16 protein-coding genes are annotated in these 14,924 nt (G+C 67.5%); 8 read left to right on the top strand and 8 right to left on the bottom strand.

Annotated elements, in window-relative coordinates; translation table 11 throughout:
* Positions 1-142: 142 nt before the first annotated feature.
* From E0E39_RS13130 to E0E39_RS13120, 3 genes are all read left to right on the top strand, one after another.
* Complete coding sequence (locus E0E39_RS13130; protein WP_130875152.1) at positions 143-658, top strand: heme-binding beta-barrel domain-containing protein; 516 nt, start codon at positions 143-145, stop codon at positions 656-658.
* Positions 655-1,590 (top strand): CAF17-like 4Fe-4S cluster assembly/insertion protein YgfZ, encoded by a 936-nt coding sequence (ygfZ, locus tag E0E39_RS13125; RefSeq protein ID WP_130875151.1) that lies wholly within the window; start codon positions 655-657, stop codon positions 1,588-1,590. The genes E0E39_RS13130 and ygfZ overlap by 4 nt, the downstream gene beginning before the upstream one ends.
* Before the next feature lie 139 nt (positions 1,591-1,729).
* The gene (locus tag E0E39_RS13120) at positions 1,730-2,611 is read left to right on the top strand and encodes a ribokinase (protein WP_130875150.1); all 882 of its coding nucleotides are present in this window, start codon (positions 1,730-1,732) and stop codon (positions 2,609-2,611) included.
* A 139-nt stretch (positions 2,612-2,750) separates the two neighbouring features.
* Here the strand turns inward: E0E39_RS13120 and tpx are convergent, their stop codons facing one another.
* On the bottom strand, positions 2,751-3,245 hold the full coding sequence (tpx, locus tag E0E39_RS13115; protein WP_130875149.1) for a thiol peroxidase: 495 nt from the start codon (positions 3,243-3,245) through the stop codon (positions 2,751-2,753).
* An 87-nt stretch (positions 3,246-3,332) separates the two neighbouring features.
* Between tpx and ppk2 the strand changes: the two genes are divergently transcribed.
* Both ppk2 and E0E39_RS13105 read left to right on the top strand, forming a co-directional pair.
* Complete coding sequence (ppk2, locus tag E0E39_RS13110) at positions 3,333-4,268, top strand: polyphosphate kinase 2 (protein ID WP_130875148.1); 936 nt, start codon at positions 3,333-3,335, stop codon at positions 4,266-4,268.
* Positions 4,269-4,373: 105 nt separating this feature from the next.
* The gene (locus E0E39_RS13105) at positions 4,374-5,009 is read left to right on the top strand and encodes a flagellar basal body-associated FliL family protein (RefSeq protein ID WP_130875147.1); all 636 of its coding nucleotides are present in this window, start codon (positions 4,374-4,376) and stop codon (positions 5,007-5,009) included.
* Positions 5,010-5,036: 27 nt separating this feature from the next.
* Here E0E39_RS13105 and E0E39_RS13100 read toward each other — a convergent pair whose 3' ends face one another.
* Together E0E39_RS13100 and E0E39_RS13095 are read right to left on the bottom strand one after the other, a co-directional pair.
* On the bottom strand, positions 5,037-5,669 hold the full coding sequence (locus E0E39_RS13100; RefSeq protein ID WP_130875146.1) for a SatD family protein: 633 nt from the start codon (positions 5,667-5,669) through the stop codon (positions 5,037-5,039).
* A complete protein-coding gene (locus E0E39_RS13095) occupies positions 5,666-6,598 on the bottom strand; it encodes a LysR family transcriptional regulator (RefSeq protein WP_130875145.1) in 933 nt (310 codons plus the stop codon). Before E0E39_RS13095 ends, E0E39_RS13100 begins: the two co-directional genes overlap by 4 nt.
* Before the next feature lie 76 nt (positions 6,599-6,674).
* Here E0E39_RS13095 and E0E39_RS13090 point away from each other — a divergent pair, with 76 nt between their 5' ends.
* A complete protein-coding gene (locus E0E39_RS13090; RefSeq protein WP_041696128.1) occupies positions 6,675-6,857 on the top strand; it encodes a hypothetical protein in 183 nt (60 codons plus the stop codon).
* 269 nt (positions 6,858-7,126) lie between these two features.
* On the opposite strand, the gene E0E39_RS13085 is transcribed toward E0E39_RS13090, so the two are convergent.
* Complete coding sequence (locus E0E39_RS13085) at positions 7,127-8,122, bottom strand: substrate-binding domain-containing protein (RefSeq protein ID WP_130875144.1); 996 nt, start codon at positions 8,120-8,122, stop codon at positions 7,127-7,129.
* The gene (gene fucP, locus E0E39_RS13080; RefSeq protein WP_130875143.1) at positions 8,119-9,399 is read right to left on the bottom strand and encodes an L-fucose:H+ symporter permease; all 1,281 of its coding nucleotides are present in this window, start codon (positions 9,397-9,399) and stop codon (positions 8,119-8,121) included. Before fucP ends, E0E39_RS13085 begins: the two co-directional genes overlap by 4 nt.
* A 73-nt stretch (positions 9,400-9,472) precedes the next feature.
* Here fucP and E0E39_RS13075 point away from each other — a divergent pair, with 73 nt between their 5' ends.
* Entirely contained in the window at positions 9,473-9,976 is a 504-nt protein-coding gene (locus tag E0E39_RS13075) for a hypothetical protein (RefSeq protein ID WP_207302504.1), read from the top strand.
* Positions 9,977-10,175: 199 nt separating this feature from the next.
* Entirely contained in the window at positions 10,176-11,069 is an 894-nt protein-coding gene (locus E0E39_RS13070; RefSeq protein WP_165444797.1) for a DUF4862 family protein, read from the top strand.
* A 237-nt stretch (positions 11,070-11,306) separates the two neighbouring features.
* Here E0E39_RS13070 and typA read toward each other — a convergent pair whose 3' ends face one another.
* The 3 genes from typA to E0E39_RS13055 form a co-directional block, all read right to left on the bottom strand.
* Entirely contained in the window at positions 11,307-13,157 is a 1,851-nt protein-coding gene (gene typA, locus E0E39_RS13065; RefSeq protein ID WP_130875141.1) for a translational GTPase TypA, read from the bottom strand.
* A 118-nt stretch (positions 13,158-13,275) separates the two neighbouring features.
* On the bottom strand, positions 13,276-14,025 hold the full coding sequence (locus E0E39_RS13060; RefSeq protein ID WP_130875140.1) for a hypothetical protein: 750 nt from the start codon (positions 14,023-14,025) through the stop codon (positions 13,276-13,278).
* Positions 14,026-14,077: 52 nt separating this feature from the next.
* On the bottom strand, positions 14,078-14,866 hold the full coding sequence (locus E0E39_RS13055) for a hypothetical protein (protein ID WP_130875139.1): 789 nt from the start codon (positions 14,864-14,866) through the stop codon (positions 14,078-14,080).
* Between the last annotated feature and the right edge of the window lie 58 nt (positions 14,867-14,924).

Raw genomic sequence — 14,924 nt, 5'->3', positions numbered from 1 at the left:
GTGCGCGAAGGGTAGGGTTGCGGTTCGTGGGAATGATCGCTGCGTGGGTGTTGGCGGTGGCCGCGGCCGGGATCGCGGTCGTGGCGTTGACGCTGGCCGCCGTCACACTGCTGCGAGGGATCAAGGGACGAAAGGACTGAGCATGGAGGGTTTCCAGAACATCGACATCGAGGTACCGGAGGGGCTCAACCCGGAACTGGTGGCCCTCGGCTGGCTCGTCGGCGTGTGGGAGGGCTCCGGCAACGGCACCGACCACGAGGGCAACGACTTCACCTTCGAGCAGCGCATCGAGTTCACCCACAACGGCGGCGACTACCTGTTCTACCTCTCCCAGGTCTTCGGCATGGGCGAGGACGGGAAGTTCGACCAGCCACTCGGCATGGAGACCGGTTTCTGGAGGCCGAAACGCGACGCCTCCCTCGAGGTGACGCTCACGAACTCCGACGGCTGGACCGAGGTGCTGGTCGGCAAGATCCAGGTGACCCGCATCGACCTGCTCACCGACGCCGTGGTGCGCACCGATGGCGCCGCCGTCAGCCACACATCCGGGCAGCGGCTCTACGGCAAGGTGGAGGGCGACCTGATGTACGCCCTCGACCGCTCCACCGCCGATCACGAACTGCGACCCCACATGTGGGCGCGCCTGACGAAGCAGTGAACGCGATCCTCGTCGAGGACGGCGTGGACGCCGGCCTCGTCTGGCACCACGGCAATCCCGTCGCGGAGGCGCGTGCCATCGACGCGGGGGAGGCGGTGGTGGACCTGTCCAACCGCGACGTCCTGGAGATCGCCGGGGCGGACCGGCTCGGCTGGTTGCACTCGCTGACCTCGCAGCACCTCGAATCCCTGGAGCCGGGAAGCCCGTTCGAGGCGCTGATCCTCTCGCCGAACGGGCACGTCGAACACGTCCTGGCCGGGGTGGACGACGGGACACGGACGCTGGCCTGGACCGAACCGGGACGCGCCGCCGCCCTGGTGGACTTCCTGACCTCGATGCGTTTCATGATGCGGGTGGAGATCCGTCCCCGCGACGACCTGCGGTTGGCGTGGGTCGGGGACGGCGTCGAGGTGCCGGGGGACTGGGCGCGTCGCCCCGCGCTGGGGGGCCACGAGGTGTTCCGCCCCGCGGATGCGCCACTGCCCGAGGGCAGGGGCGCCGGGACATGGGCCTTCGACGCGCACCGCATCGCCTCGGGAACACCGAGGATCTTCGTCGACACCGACGCCCGCACCATCCCCAACGAGATCGGCCTGTTCGGCACCCACCTCGACAAGGGCTGCTACCGCGGCCAGGAAACGGTGGCGCGCGTCCACAACTTGGGTCGCCCGCCCCGCCGGTTGACGCTGCTCCACCTCGACGGCACCGCCGAGGCGCTGCCCGCAGCCGGATCCGCCCTGGAACTGGACGGCAGGCCCGTGGGTTTCGTCGGTTCCTCGGTCCGCCACCACGAACTGGGCCCGATCGCCCTGGCCCTCGTGAAACGGGCCGTCCCCGTCGACGCCACCCTCACCGTCGACGGGATCGCTGCCGCCCAGGAGATCCTCGTCGACCCGGAGGTCGGCCTGCACTTCCGCGCCAACCTGCGCTGAGAACCCGGGTTTCGCGTGCACGAGGCCGGTGCGGCGTTCCGAATCCGCACGGGGTGGAACGGCCGAAACCCCGTGGCCGGGTCCTCGTGACATGCTGGGATGACGGGATGGGCCAACGGATGACACGGGAGAAGGAACCATGGACGTGGATGTGCTGGTCGTGGGGTCCGTGAACGAGGACGTCGCAGTGTCGGTGGAGCGGCTCCCGGGCCCCGGGGAGACACTCCTGGCATCCGATCTCGCGATTTCCTGCGGCGGCAAGGGAGCCAACCAGGCCGTCGCCGCGGCCCGCGACGGGGTCCGGGTCGCCATGGCCGGCGCCGTCGGCGACGACGAGGCGGGCAGACGGCAGGCCGCGGCCCTCGATGCAGCGGGCGTGGACACCCGGTGGTTGCCGAGGCTGGCCGGTGTCCCCACCGGAACGGCGTTCATCCAGGTGGACACCCGGGGGGAGAACACCATAGTCGTCGCCCAGGGGGCCAACGCCCGGGCCGCGCTCCCCGCCGGCGACGTCGAGGCCCGGGTCATCGTGACGCAGAACGAGATACCGCAGGCCGTCCAGCGGGCGGTGGACGAACTCGCCACCCGCACCGGTGCGCGGCTGGTGGTCAACGCCGCCCCCGCGCCCGCGGCCCCGCCGCCCTGGTACGGGAACGCGGACCCCCTCGTGGTCAACGAACACGAGGCCGCGCAGCTGGCGGCCTCGAACGAGGCCGGTGCCGGACTGCTCCACCGGCTGCGGGAACGCACCGGGGCCCGGAGCCTCGTGATGACCCTCGGGGAGCGCGGAGCCCTCGTCAACGACGGGACCGGGGTGCACGCGATCCCGCCGGTGGTCGTGGAACGTGTCGTCGACGCCACCGGGGCGGGGGACACCTTCGTCGGTGTCCTGGCGGCCCGGCTGGCGCGGGGCGAAGGGCTGGTGGCGGCGGCCTGTGCGGCGAACAGGGTCGCCGCACAGGCCGTCACCTGGCAGGGGGCCCGCCCGCCGGCTGGCGGGTGTTCCCCGGAAGCTGGTTGAGCCGACCCGCGAGCGTCAGCGAGCAGGTCGTGTCGAAACCATGTGGTGGCCTCCGGAGAACCGCGGTAGGTCTCGGACTGCCGGTGGATGGTGTCGGCTCACCCCCGTCCTTTCCTGCCTGCGACGCTCTCTGAACAGGTCAGAGGGCAGCGATGGCGGCCTCGTAGTCGGGTTCCTGCTTGATCTCGGGAACCAGCTGGCTGTGGATCACGGTGCCCTTCTCGTCGAGGACGATGACGGCGCGGGCCAGGAGCCCTTCCAGAGGGCCGGTGACCATGGTCACGCCGTAGTCCTCGCCGAAGGTGGTGCGGAAATCGGAGGCGACCGTCACGTTCTCGATCCCCTCGGCGCCGCAGAAACGGGCCTGCGCGAACGGCAGGTCACGTGAGATGCACAGCACCTTGGTGTTCTCCAGCCCTGCGGCGCGTTCGTTGAAGGTGCGCACGCTCGTGGCGCAGATGCCCGTGTCGACGGACGGGAAGACGTTGAGGATCAGCCGGGAGCCGGCGAAATCGGCGAGGGCGACGGGGGACAGGTCGTTGCCGACCAGCGCGAACCCGGGGGCCTTGGCGCCGACGGCGGGCAGCGAACCGTGGGTGTGGACGGGGATCCCGTCCAGGGTGATATCAGTCATGTATGAATCATCGCCGATCCCGTTCCCGAATCAAAGGAAAACCGGGATGAGGAGATGGCGGGCCAGACGACGTGACAAGCTTGGTGCATGAACCAGAACCTGCGTGAATTCATCGACATGGTGCGCAACGAGGGCTACACCGTCGGTGACGTTCACGGCGAGGACCAGTACCTCATCGACCCGCTCGGCGACGCCGTCGAGACCTGGCGGGACAAGTACCCCTACGACACCCTCCTCGGTCGGGACAGGTACGAGGCGGAGAAGCGCCAGCTGCAGATCGAGCTGCTGAAGTTCCAGTACTCGACCCAGGACAACGGCACCAAGCACATCATCCTGTTCGAGGGACGCGACGCCGCTGGCAAGGGCGGGGCGATCAAACGTTTCACCGAGCACCTCAACCCGCGTGGCGCGCGGGTCGTGGCGTTGACGAAACCCACGGAGAAAGAACGCGGGCAGTGGTACTTCCAGCGCTACATCGAGCACCTCCCGACCGCCGGGGAGATCGTGCTGTTCGACCGTTCCTGGTACAACCGTGCCGGCGTGGAACGGGTGATGGGGTTCTGCACCGACGAGGAGTACCGCATCTTCATGAAGCAGGCGCCGGTCTTCGAACGGATGCTCATCGAGTCCGGGATCACGGTGACGAAGCTGTGGTTCTCCGTCACCCAGCGGGAGCAGCGCACCCGGTTCGCGATCCGGCAGCTCGACCCGGTGAGGCGCTGGAAGCTCTCCCCCATGGATCTCGAATCCCTCGACCGCTGGGAGGACTACACCCAGGCGAAAACCGCCATGCTGAAACAGACCGACACCGAGATCGCGCCTTGGTACCGGATCAAGTCCAACGACAAGAAACGCGCCCGGCTCAACGCCATGCGCCTGTTCCTCGACCTCCACGACTACGACGGCAAGGACCCGTCGGCGATCAAACCCACCGACCCGCTGATCGTGCAGCGGGGCCGCAAGAAGTGGGCGAAGAAGAACGCCGACGGTGAGATCGTCCAGTCCGATGAGAACGAGGACTGACGTGGAGCCCCACGCGGCGTTCCCGCCCCGTGGTGGGGATCCCCGCGACGCGCAGAAGTGCAATGGGCCCTGCCCGGCATCTACCATGAGTTGAAGGAGGTGGAGATGAGCGACAAACAGCGACCCGAGCTGGTTCAGGACATGCCTCCGCAGCCGTCGAGGGGCAGCAACATCGGTTTGATCGTCGTCCTCTTCCTGATCCTGGGAGCCGGTCTTGCCGCCGGGTTCTGGTGGGTTCTCCGGGGCGGGCAGGGTGCCGCCGAGCCGGCGGCAACCACACCTGTGGCGGTGTCGCTTCAGCCCACCGAACCCGCCTCCGCAGAGGCCAGCAGCACTTCCTCCGCGACGGCGATGGTGCCCACACGGGAGCCCAGCACGCCTGTCCCGACGCGCACGCGCAGCAAACAGGCCGTTCCGGCCATGCCGAGGAAGTTCGGCGATTTCGAGACCAGGAATACGGCCGACGGCAGTGACGCCCTCGTCACCGTCACCTACTGGACGGTGAAGAAGGACAAGTTCTTCATCATCGGCTACATGCAGGGCGGTTCGGTCGAAACCCAGACCAAGGACCTCAAGGACGTGAGAACCATCGGGAAGACCGTCTGCGGAACCAACGACTTCAATGGATACGAGTGCTTCGCCCAGGTACACGGTGGTGTCGGGAGGACGACGATGGGCCCGGGCGGGACGTTGGAGGAACTGGCGGAGATCAGCAGGACCTTCTACGAGACCTGGAGGTGAGCGGCAGGGGCTCTGTGGAGGCCCGCGTCAGGGAAGAACGACCAGGGCCTCGACCAGAGCAGCCAGGGGACGCAACCCGTGGTCGTTGATGCGCTGGGAGTTGGCCGAGGGGGTGACCCCTTCGAGTTTCGCCGCCGTGGCGTTGTCCAGCCCCGCCCGCAGGTGCACCCAGCTCCGCCGGGCTCCCGGGCTGAGAGCCGCCAGCGTGGCGTCCATCACGCGCAGCATGGGGTCGACGAGGGGATTTGCGACGGCGCGGGCGTCGATCAGCGCGGTGCGTGATGTGCGGTTGCCGGGCTGCCGGGACAGGGCCTCCGCGCGTTCGATGGCCTCCCGGGCCCGCCACCACGCGGATCCGTCCTGGATTCCGCGCCTCGCGTCGATGACCTGCACATCCCCGCCACCCAGGCCGCAGCGCACCTCGGCGATCCCCAGCAGCTCGTCGCGCAGCAACAGCATCGCCGCCACCGCCCGCCCGAGAGTGGTGTAGACGCCCTGGATCTCGTCTCCGACGGTCACGCGCAGCGGATCCAGCGGAGGATGGGCGTCGTTGCAGGCCTCGATGGCCGCCAGCAGGGCCTCGTGGACGCGCGACCGATCGGAGCTGCGGGAGCGCACCACGTCGCCCAGCAGAGCCACGCATTCAGGAAAACCCTTCATGTAGAAGATCTTAAGTGATGTTCTACATCGACTGTTTCCGGGGGGTGCGGCAGGCGCCGGGACTTCGCCAGCCCCAGGACGTGGTCGCGGAACAGCGCGGTCGATGGCAGCAGGCGGCGACCCGCCGCCCAGCTGAGGCCGATCTCCCGGAAGGCGTCGTCCTCCGCGAGGGCCTGTGGCCTCACCCCGGCAACGGCGCGACCGGGGGCCAGCGCCACTCCGAGTCCGGCCGCGACGTAGCCGTAGAGCGTCGGCAGGTCGTCGGCGACGAGGCCGGCCTCTGGTTCGATCCCGTGACGGGACAGCAGGGAGTCGGTGACGACCCACAGCTGCGAGGTCCTGCGCATCGTGATGAGGCGTTCCCCGCCGATCCGGGTGATCGGGACGGGGGCGGTGCCGGCTGTGAGCGGATGTCCCTCGGGCAGCAGCAGCCGGAGGGGTTCACGCAGCAGCCCGCGCCAGTGATGGGCCCGGCCGCGGGGCCTGAGCGTGGTCAGCTCCAGGTCGATCTCGGAGCCCGTCCCTGTCGCCGGTGTGGTCTCGTCGTGTCTGGCACTCAGGTCCAGCTGCACGTCGGGATGCCTTTGCAGGAACCCGGCCGCGATCGCGGGCACCAGCCACTCCCCGAGCGAGTGCGGGAAAGCGACGGTGACCAGTCCCGACTCTGGATCCATCAGCTGGGCCACCTCGGCCAGGCCGTCGTCCAGCTGGTGGAGCATCGCGTCGACGTGATGCTTGAACATCGCCCCGGCGTGGGTCAGGCGCAAGACACGTCCCTCGCGCCGCAGCAGGGGGGCGCCCACCTCGTCGGAGAGTCTGGCCAGGGCACGCGAGATCCCGGGCTGGGAGGTCCACTCCAGCTCGCTCACCTCGGTGACGGTGGCGCCGTCGGCGACGAGCTGGAACCAGCGGAGGACATTCGTATCCATACTTATAACCTAACTGCATGGATTATCTTACAAACGGGTATTGGACGCATGGGATCTCCCGGCGCAGCATTGAGTCATGAGCATCCGTAACTTCCTCAACCGCTTCCTCGATTCCGAGTTCGGTGTCTACCCCGCCACCCGTGGCGCGGTGGTTGTGATGCCGACCCTGACGGCCCGTCCCGCCATCATCCGCACCTCCGACACCTCTGAACACGCCGAGGTGAGCTGGCCCGGACGTGGCTGGGCCACCGTCCACTGACCTCTCGATTTTCCCGTGCGGGGCCGGATCGTGAAAGCGAGCCGGCCCCGCTTTTGTGTGTGAAGCTGGTTGAACTGGGCCGTGAGGGACGAGGGACCCGTGTCGAAACCATCCGGCAGCCGGACAACACACCCGACCACAGGACCCCGGACGGGTGCACGATGGTTTCGACACGACCAGCTCGCTGCCGCTCGCAGGCCGGCTCAACCAACTTGATGTGAGACGGTTTCGGCACGGGCCGTGGCCGGTCATGGTGTTCGCGACTCCTCCTAGCCACCCCAGCAGGTGCGCACGCCGTACTCGACGTTCTTCGACGTGACGCCCGGTGCGGGTGATCCGGTGACCAGCTCGGTTCCGGTGGCCAGGTAACCCGATGGTTCCCTTCCCTCCCGGACCTTCGCGACTATCGCCTCGACGCCCTCGCGTGCCATGTTCTGCGGGAACTGCATGGCCGTGGCGTCGATGTCGCCGGGGCGCACCGAGTTCTTCATGGCCTCGCAGCCGCCGTCGATGGCGACCACCACGACCTTCGACAGGTCCTTGTCCGCAGACTTCAACGCCGTGACGGCGCCCTGCGCGGCGGGTTCGTTGACCGCGTAGACCACGTTGATGTCCGGGTTCTTCGTCAGGGCCTCCGTCATGGCCTGCTGCGCCAGTCCCTGGTCGCCCTCGGTGTTGGCCTGGTCAACCACCCGGCCCGAACCCTCCTGGACGCCGAAACCCTCCTGGAAGCCGGCGCTCCGGTTCTCACCCGAGGTGATGCCGGGGGAGAGGTTCAACATCATGATCTGCGGGCTCAGGCCGAGCTCGTCGATCTTCGCCCGGGCGTAGCGGCCGATCAGCTCCCCGGCCCGCTTGTTGTCGGTGCCGAAGTAGGCGTTCGTGGTCTCCTGCGGCTCCATGGGGGTGTCGAGGGCGATCACGGTGATGCCCTTGTCGCGTGCGGCCTGGATGTCGGCGGCCAGGGCCGTCGAGTTCGTCGGGGCGATGAGGATGCCGTTGACGCCCTTGTCCACCATCTCCTTCAGAGCCGTGCGCTGCGACTCGACGTCGACGTCGCTGCTGCCCGCCGCGGTGGTGAGCGTGGCCCCGGCCTTGCGGGCCGAGTCCTCGGCCACCGTGCGCAGCGTCACCCAGTACGGGTTCGTCTCCTGTTTCGTGATGAGCCCGATGCTGACCGGTGGCCGGTTGTCGGAGCAGGCGCCCAGGGCGGCGGTGATGCCGACGGCCAGGGTGGCTGCCAACCACTTCGACAGGGCTTTCATGATGTCTCCTTCCCAGTGTGGACCATGTCGTAGGCGGCGTAGGCGGCCACGAGCGCCAGGCACACGGCCGGCACGATGAAACCGATCGCCGATCCCGCGACGTCCATCACGCGTGCCTGGACCATCGGGATCAGGGCGCCGCCGAGGATGGCCATCACCAGGCCCGCGGAGCCGAACTTCGCGTCGTCGCCGAGGCCCTTGAGGGCCATGCCGTAGATGGTGGGGAACATCAGCGACAAGGCCGCCGAGATGCACACCACCGCGATCAGGCCGACGATGTTCAGCACGAGGATCGAGGTCAGGCAGCAGCCCACCCCGAAGACCGCCATGATGAGCAGCAGCACCGCTGGGCGTACGATGCCGAGCACGAAGACCATCACGAACCGGGCCACCAGGAACAACAACAGGCTGGCCTGCAGCCACCAGCCGGCCGCCTCGGGTGAGGTGCCCACCACGTCCTGTGCGTAGATGATGGTATAGGTCCAGGCGCAGGTCTGGGCGGCCACGTTGAAGAACTGCGCGGCCACGCCGTAGCGGTACAGCTTGTTGCCCCACAGACGCCCGAAACGCCCACCGCCACCCTCGGGTGTGGCCTCCTGCGGGGGCAACGGGAGCCTGCGGAACGCGATCAGCAACCAGATGATCACGAGCGCCACCGCGATACCGAGATAGGGGCCGAGCACCAGGGCGAGATCGGCCTCCTGGGCGGCGAGGGCCTCCTCCTCGTTCATGATGGACTTCGCGGTCTCGGGGGTCAGGTGGGGCAGGATCAGCACCGCGCCCATCAGCACACCCAGGTTCGCGCCGATCGGGTTGAAGGCCTGCGCCAGGTTCAACCGCCGGGTGGACGTCGCCTCGTCACCCATCGCGATCACCAGGGGGTTCGCTGAGGTCTCGAGGATGGACAATCCCGCGGCCAGGGTGAACAGCGCCAACAGGAACATGGCGTAGGTGAGGGTCCTGGCGGCCGGGATGAACAGGAAACCTCCGATCGCGGCCAGCCCGAGACCGGTCAGCAGGCCGGCCTTGAAGCCGAACCGCTGGTTGATCATCGCCGCCGGAATCGCCAGCAGGAAATAGGCACCGTAATACGCGAACTGCACCAGCGACGACTCGAGGATGGTCATGGTGAAGATGCTCCGGAACACACCCACCAACACGTCGGTCAGGTTGGCGGCCGTGCCCCATGCGGCGAAGCACAGCAGGAGCAGCAGGAACGGGACACGCAACTCCTTCGCTACCAGCGCAGGACGTTGCTGGGTTGACGGGGCGGCCATGTGACCTCCTGTTTCCGGGCATCTTCGCCCTGTAGGGTCCGGTCAGTCTAACTCCGATGAAGGACGTTTTCCCATGGGTTTGGAGAAAATTCTGCTCCACGGAATTGTCGGTGACGGGTGGGAGGCTGGTGGCATGGAGACGTATTCGTGGGTCGCGATGGTGGTGCTTGGTTTTCTGCTGGCCACACCGGCGGGCACGCCGGTGGTGCGCGGACTGTTCCGGCTGGTGGACTGGCAGACCCGACGTGAGGCCCAGCGGCGCGAGGCCGCCGAGGCGGGGGAGGGGGGTCCGGAGTTGATAGACCTCCGGCTGGTCCGGGCCGGGAAGGAGCTTCCCGGGGGTCGCTGGATCGGGCTGCTCGAACGCGCCGCCACCTATGCCTGCATCGTCGCGGGGTTTCCCGCCGGGATCGGGGTGGTGATGGTGGTCAAGGGTTTCGGCCGCTACCCGGAGCTGCGCACCTCCGACACCGCCACGAGCGAGCGCTTCATCATAGGAACCCTCGCCAGCCTGCTGTGGGCGTCGCTGTGGGCGGGGGCGGTGCTGCTGCTTCGTGGCCCCCTCGGGATCGGTTGACCGGTTCGCCCACCCAAGGGCTCGGTCCGGCTCTGAAAGTGCCCGGTGTTCCCGCGGGAAATGCTCCCGGAAAACTCCCGTGACGATGCGGGTATTTCGATCTTGTTCCCAATGGCTTTGGAAACACCCCTTTCGGTGGTACTCCCGGTCAATCGGGTGCTGTACTCTTCGGGCTGTTCATCATGAGGGGGAGGAACCAATGCCGGAGATCATCGTCGGCGCCCATGCGGCAATGCCGTCCGAAAGGGGCGATCAGGAGGCTTTCTACGCGGGGCTGGCGGAGAGAAACCTCGCGACGGCTCTTGAGATTCCCTTCTCGGATTCCATTCATGAGGATCTCGACTGGTTCGTCTCCCAGGTGCGTGGCCGGTTCCGCCACGGCGTCGTCACGGCCCTTCCCGGCACGGTGAGACGGCTCGCGGAGGAACCCGCCTTCGGGTTGGCCTCCACCGACGACGAGGGGCGCCGGGCGGCTGTCGAATGGATCACCGGGGTGCGTCGCGCCGCCGAGGAGCTGAACCAGCGAACCGGGGAGGAAACAGTTTCCTTCATCCACATCCACTCGGCCCCGGGGGTGCGGGCATCGGCCGATGCCTTTCAGCGTTCCCTGGCAGATCTGGAGGCCGACGACAGGTTCCGGGCGGAGGTCGTGATCGAACACTGCGACGCCTATTCGCCGATCTTTCCCGGGGACAAACGATTCCTCAGTCTCATCACCGAACTCGCCGTCGCGGACGAATGCGGGTTCGCGATCAACTGGGGCAGTTCGGCCATCGAGTGGCAGAACCCGGACCGTCCGCGCCAGCACGTCGAGATCCTCGCCGAGACCGGGCGGCTGCGCGGTCTGATCTTCTCCGGGGTCGCGGCCGTCGACACCCGCTGGGGGAGGGCGTGGGCCGACCTCCAACTTCCCCTGTCCACCGACGAGCCCGCCTCGCTGATGACCCCGCAGCGTGTGACCGACTGCGTCCTTGTCGCAGGCGATCGGGTCGCCTACTGGGGGGCGAGGGTCAAGGCCCCGGCCGCAGCCAACGTCGAGACCCGGCTCAAGGTCGTGGCCTCCGTGGTCGACCTGCTGAAGCCCCGGGACTGACCACATTCCAGCCAACCGGATTTGTCCTGGTCGAAGTTGGTTGAGCCGGCCTGCGAGCGTCAGCGAGCGGGTCGTGTCGAAACCTCGTGCGCGTATCCGGGGATCTGTGGTCAGGTCTGTTCGTCGGCTGCCGGGTGGTTTCGACTCAGCCGTTCGCTTCGCTCACGAGCTGGCTCAACCAGCTTCGGGGAGTGGGGTGCTCGCGGGCTGGCTCAACCGACTTGAGGAAGGGGTGGGTCAGCCGCGCTTCAGGCGGGCGCGGTCCTTCTGGCCCAGCACCACCTTGCGGATCCGCACCACCGCGGGGGTGACCTCCAGGCACTCGTCGGCGGCGCAGAACTCGAGCTGCTGTTCCATCGACATCAGGCGCGGCGGTATGAGGCGTTCCAGTTCCTCACCAGTGGAGGAACGCACGTTGGTGAGTTTCTTCTCCTTGGTGGGGTTGACGTCCATGTCCTCGGGGCGGGGGTTCTCGCCGACGATCATGCCCTCGTAGACCTCGGCCCCCGGGCCGACGAACAGGGTGCCCCGCTCCTGCAGGTTGAACAGCGCATACGAGGTGACCACCCCGGTGCGGTCGGCCACCAGGGAACTCGTCGGGCGGGTGCGGAAATCACCGGCCCACGGCTCGTAGCCCTCCGCGACATGGTTCATGATCCCGGTGCCGCGGGTCTCGGTCAGGAACTCGGTGCGGAACCCGATCAGGCCACGCGCCGGAACCAGGAACTCCATCCGCACCCAGCCGGTGCCGTGGTTGACCATCTGCTCCATGCGGCCGCGACGCAGCCCCATCAGCTGGGTGGTCACGCCGACGAACTCCTCCGGGGCGTCGACGGTGAGACGCTCGATCGGTTCGTGCACCTTCCCGTCGATGACCTTCGTGACCACCTGCGGTTTGCCGACGGTCAGCTCGAAACCCTCGCGTCGCATCATCTCCACCAGCACCGCCAGCTGCAGTTCGCCGCGGCCCTGCACCTCCCATGTGTCGGGGCGGTCGGTCGGTTTCACCCGGATCGAGACGTTGCCGATCAGCTCCTGCTCCAGCCGTGCCTTCACCAGCCGCGCGGTCAGGTGCTTGCCCGACCTGCCCGCCAGCGGGGAGGTGTTGATACCGATGGTCATGGAGATCGACGGTTCGTCGACGTGGATCAGCGGCAGCGGTTTCGGGTCGTCGGGGTCGGAGAGGGTCTCGCCGATGGTGATCTCCGAGATGCCGGCGATGGCGACGATGTCGCCGGGACCCGCGGACTCGGCCGGGACGCGTTCCAGGGCCTCGGTGACCAGCAGCTCGGTGAGTTTCACGTTCTGGACGCTGCCGTCGTGGCGGCACCACGCCACCTGCTGGCCGCGTTTCAGCTCGCCCGCCACCACCCGGCACAGCGCCAGTCTTCCCAGGTAGGGGGAGGCGTCCAGGTTCGTCACGTGCGCCTGGAGGGTGGCGCCCTCCTCGTAGGAGGGGGCGGGCACGTGCTCCAGGATCGTCTCGAACAGCGGTTCCAGGTTCGGCGAGTCCGGCATCTCGGAGTCGGCGGGCTGGTTGAGGGAGGCGCGCCCCGCCTTCGCGGAGGCGTAGACGATCGGGAAGTCCAGCGCGTCGGAGGCGTCGTCGTCGAGCAGATCCATGAACAGGTCGTAGGTCTCGTCCACCACCGCGGAGATCCGGGCGTCGGAACGGTCCACCTTGTTGACCACGACGATCAGCGGAAGCTTCTTCGCCAGGGCCTTGCGCAGCACGAACCGGGTCTGCGGCAGCGGCCCCTCGGAGGCGTCGACCAGCAGCACCACGCCGTCGACCATCTCCAGGCCCCGCTCCACCTCGCCGCCGAAGTCGGCGTGACCGGGGGTGTCGATGATGTTGACGGTCACCTCCCGGCCGTCGGGCATCCGGTGCCGCACGGCGGTGTTCTTCGCCAGGATCGTGATGCCCTTCTCCCGTTCCAGGTCCATCGAATCCATGACCCGTTTGTTCACGTCGGCGCCCTCACGGAAGGCACCCGACTGCCACAGCATGGCGTCGACGAGCGTCGTCTTCCCGTGGTCGACGTGGGCGACGATCGCCACGTTGCGCAGGTCGTGACGGATGGGCATGCGGGCTCCTAGAGGGTCTCGGTGGCAGGGCCGCGGGACAGTGTACGCCTCGGAAACCGGTGTTCCAGGCATGCGGCGGCCCCGGACGGCTCGCGCCCGGGGCCGGGAAGGGAACGGATCAGCCCTTGAGCTTCTCGACCTGGGCCTTGAAGAGCTCAGTGACGGTTTCCTGGGACGGTTCCTGCCCGGTGAGCGTCGTCGACTGGGCGATAATGGTGGTGCCGTTCAGGCTGCCGATCAGCAGGTAGGCCTTGGCGTTCAGCGCCTTGCCGTTGATGCTGGATTCGGACGAGTTCGCCACGGCGACGAGATCGTTCACGCCATCGACGGCGGGCACCTGCTGCGTCTCGATGCTCTGCTTGAAGGGGCTGCCGGACACGGTTCCACTGGCCGAGGCGCACCTCTGCGCGTATTCCTTGTACTTGCCGGGAGCGGTTGCATCGGAGCTCAGCAGGACCGACTCGACCCCGTTCTGGGTCATTGCCATGGCACCCGCCCCGAGTTGCGTGATCCCCGTGCTGAGGCAGTTGGCGGGCTCGACCTGGACGTCGGTGCCCTGAACGGCGTTCTCCATGTCCGGGAGCTGGTCCATCTTCTTGAGTGTCACTCCCGCGACCTCACCGGTCAGGACCTTGGAGCTCAGGTCGGGATCGGCCGCCTTCTGCCTGGGGCCGGCGGTGTTCTCGGGATTCGTCGCCCCGGGAGAACTCTGGGAGCTTCCGGAGGCATTCGCCGCCGGGGAACCCTGCGAGGCCGATTGCTGATCGGCGGACGGGGAGGACGTAGGAGTGGCGTTGGAGCAGGCGCTCAGGCCGATGGTGAGGGCGGCCAGCGATGCGGCCGCGATGTGGGGGAAACGACGGAACATGATCAGTCCTCCGAGTGGTTCGACGACCGGTCAATTCTCGCATTCTCCAGGGTCAACCCCTGAGCCTGTCCACCTGGGCCTTGAAAATCGCCACGACGGTGTCGAAGGACGCATCCACACCCGCGAAGTTGCCGTCGAACGTGGTGGTCGTGTAGGCGACGATGTTCGTGTTGCCGACGTTGCCGGTGATCAGGTAGGACTTGTAGCCGGCGTCCCCCTCCGTGCCGGGGATGCCGTGGTCGGTCATCGTGGCGACGATGTCGCCGGCTCCCTCGATGTCGGGGACCTTCTGTTTCTCGATCGTCAGCAGCACGGGGGAACCGTCGACGGTTCCGTTGACCTCGGCGCATTTCTTCGCGTACTGCTGGTGCCTCTCGGGGGACATGACGTCGCTGCCCAGGGCGACCGTGACGATCTCGTGTTCGGTTTGCGCATGGGAGCCCACGACGAGCTGCTCGATGCCGGTCGCCTCACACGCGGCCGGGTCGAGCTGGTGCTCCTCGAAGTAGTACGGATACGACAGCGCCATGAGCGGTTCGGAGTTGGTTTCCTCCACCTCCTCGAGTGTGAAACCGGCCACGGACCCGGTCAGGATCTTCGAGGCCGGAAACGATCCGTCTCCTGGGCCCGAGGAGTCGGGAGAAGGCGTGGGATCCGCCGATGCCGTGGCTGACGGGGAATCCGTGGCGGGCCCGGACGTCTTCGGGTCCTGGGGCTCCTGGGAGGTTGACTGCTGGGCGGTGGGTGCGGGATCGGCGGGAACGGTGCTCGTGCAGGCACTCAGACCGAGGATGATCGCCGCCGCGGAGGTGGCTGCGATTGCAGGAAGGGAACGGGGCATGAGAACTCCTTGATGCGTTTGCACGTGCGATCATCTTGTCATCTCGATGGGCCGCGGC

The sequence above is a fragment of the [Pseudopropionibacterium] massiliense genome (genome assembly GCF_900607225.1).
GTDB classification, from domain to species: domain Bacteria; phylum Actinomycetota; class Actinomycetes; order Propionibacteriales; family Propionibacteriaceae; genus Arachnia; species Arachnia massiliensis.
This window is presented reverse-complemented; position numbering and strand designations above follow the sequence as displayed.

What these genes read in the sequence shown, in the direction of transcription:
- E0E39_RS13090 (WP_041696128.1), top strand. Translation starts at nt 6,675, where the DNA reads ATGAGCATCCGTAACTTCCTCAACCGCTTCCTCGATTCCGAGTTCGGT.
- fucP (WP_130875143.1), bottom strand. Translation starts at nt 9,399, where the DNA reads ATGGCCGCCCCGTCAACCCAGCAACGTCCTGCGCTGGTAGCGAAGGAG.
- E0E39_RS13105 (WP_130875147.1), top strand. Translation starts at nt 4,374, where the DNA reads ATGAGCGACAAACAGCGACCCGAGCTGGTTCAGGACATGCCTCCGCAG.
- E0E39_RS13055 (WP_130875139.1), bottom strand. Translation starts at nt 14,866, where the DNA reads ATGCCCCGTTCCCTTCCTGCAATCGCAGCCACCTCCGCGGCGGCGATC.
- typA (WP_130875141.1), bottom strand. Translation starts at nt 13,157, where the DNA reads ATGCCCATCCGTCACGACCTGCGCAACGTGGCGATCGTCGCCCACGTC.
- E0E39_RS13100 (WP_130875146.1), bottom strand. Translation starts at nt 5,669, where the DNA reads ATGAAGGGTTTTCCTGAATGCGTGGCTCTGCTGGGCGACGTGGTGCGC.
- tpx (WP_130875149.1), bottom strand. Translation starts at nt 3,245, where the DNA reads ATGACTGATATCACCCTGGACGGGATCCCCGTCCACACCCACGGTTCG.
- E0E39_RS13130 (WP_130875152.1), top strand. Translation starts at nt 143, where the DNA reads ATGGAGGGTTTCCAGAACATCGACATCGAGGTACCGGAGGGGCTCAAC.
- E0E39_RS13070 (WP_165444797.1), top strand. Translation starts at nt 10,176, where the DNA reads ATGCCGGAGATCATCGTCGGCGCCCATGCGGCAATGCCGTCCGAAAGG.
- E0E39_RS13095 (WP_130875145.1), bottom strand. Translation starts at nt 6,598, where the DNA reads ATGGATACGAATGTCCTCCGCTGGTTCCAGCTCGTCGCCGACGGCGCC.
- E0E39_RS13120 (WP_130875150.1), top strand. Translation starts at nt 1,730, where the DNA reads ATGGACGTGGATGTGCTGGTCGTGGGGTCCGTGAACGAGGACGTCGCA.
- E0E39_RS13060 (WP_130875140.1), bottom strand. Translation starts at nt 14,025, where the DNA reads ATGTTCCGTCGTTTCCCCCACATCGCGGCCGCATCGCTGGCCGCCCTC.
- E0E39_RS13085 (WP_130875144.1), bottom strand. Translation starts at nt 8,122, where the DNA reads ATGAAAGCCCTGTCGAAGTGGTTGGCAGCCACCCTGGCCGTCGGCATC.
- E0E39_RS13075 (WP_207302504.1), top strand. Translation starts at nt 9,473, where the DNA reads ATGGGTTTGGAGAAAATTCTGCTCCACGGAATTGTCGGTGACGGGTGG.
- ppk2 (WP_130875148.1), top strand. Translation starts at nt 3,333, where the DNA reads ATGAACCAGAACCTGCGTGAATTCATCGACATGGTGCGCAACGAGGGC.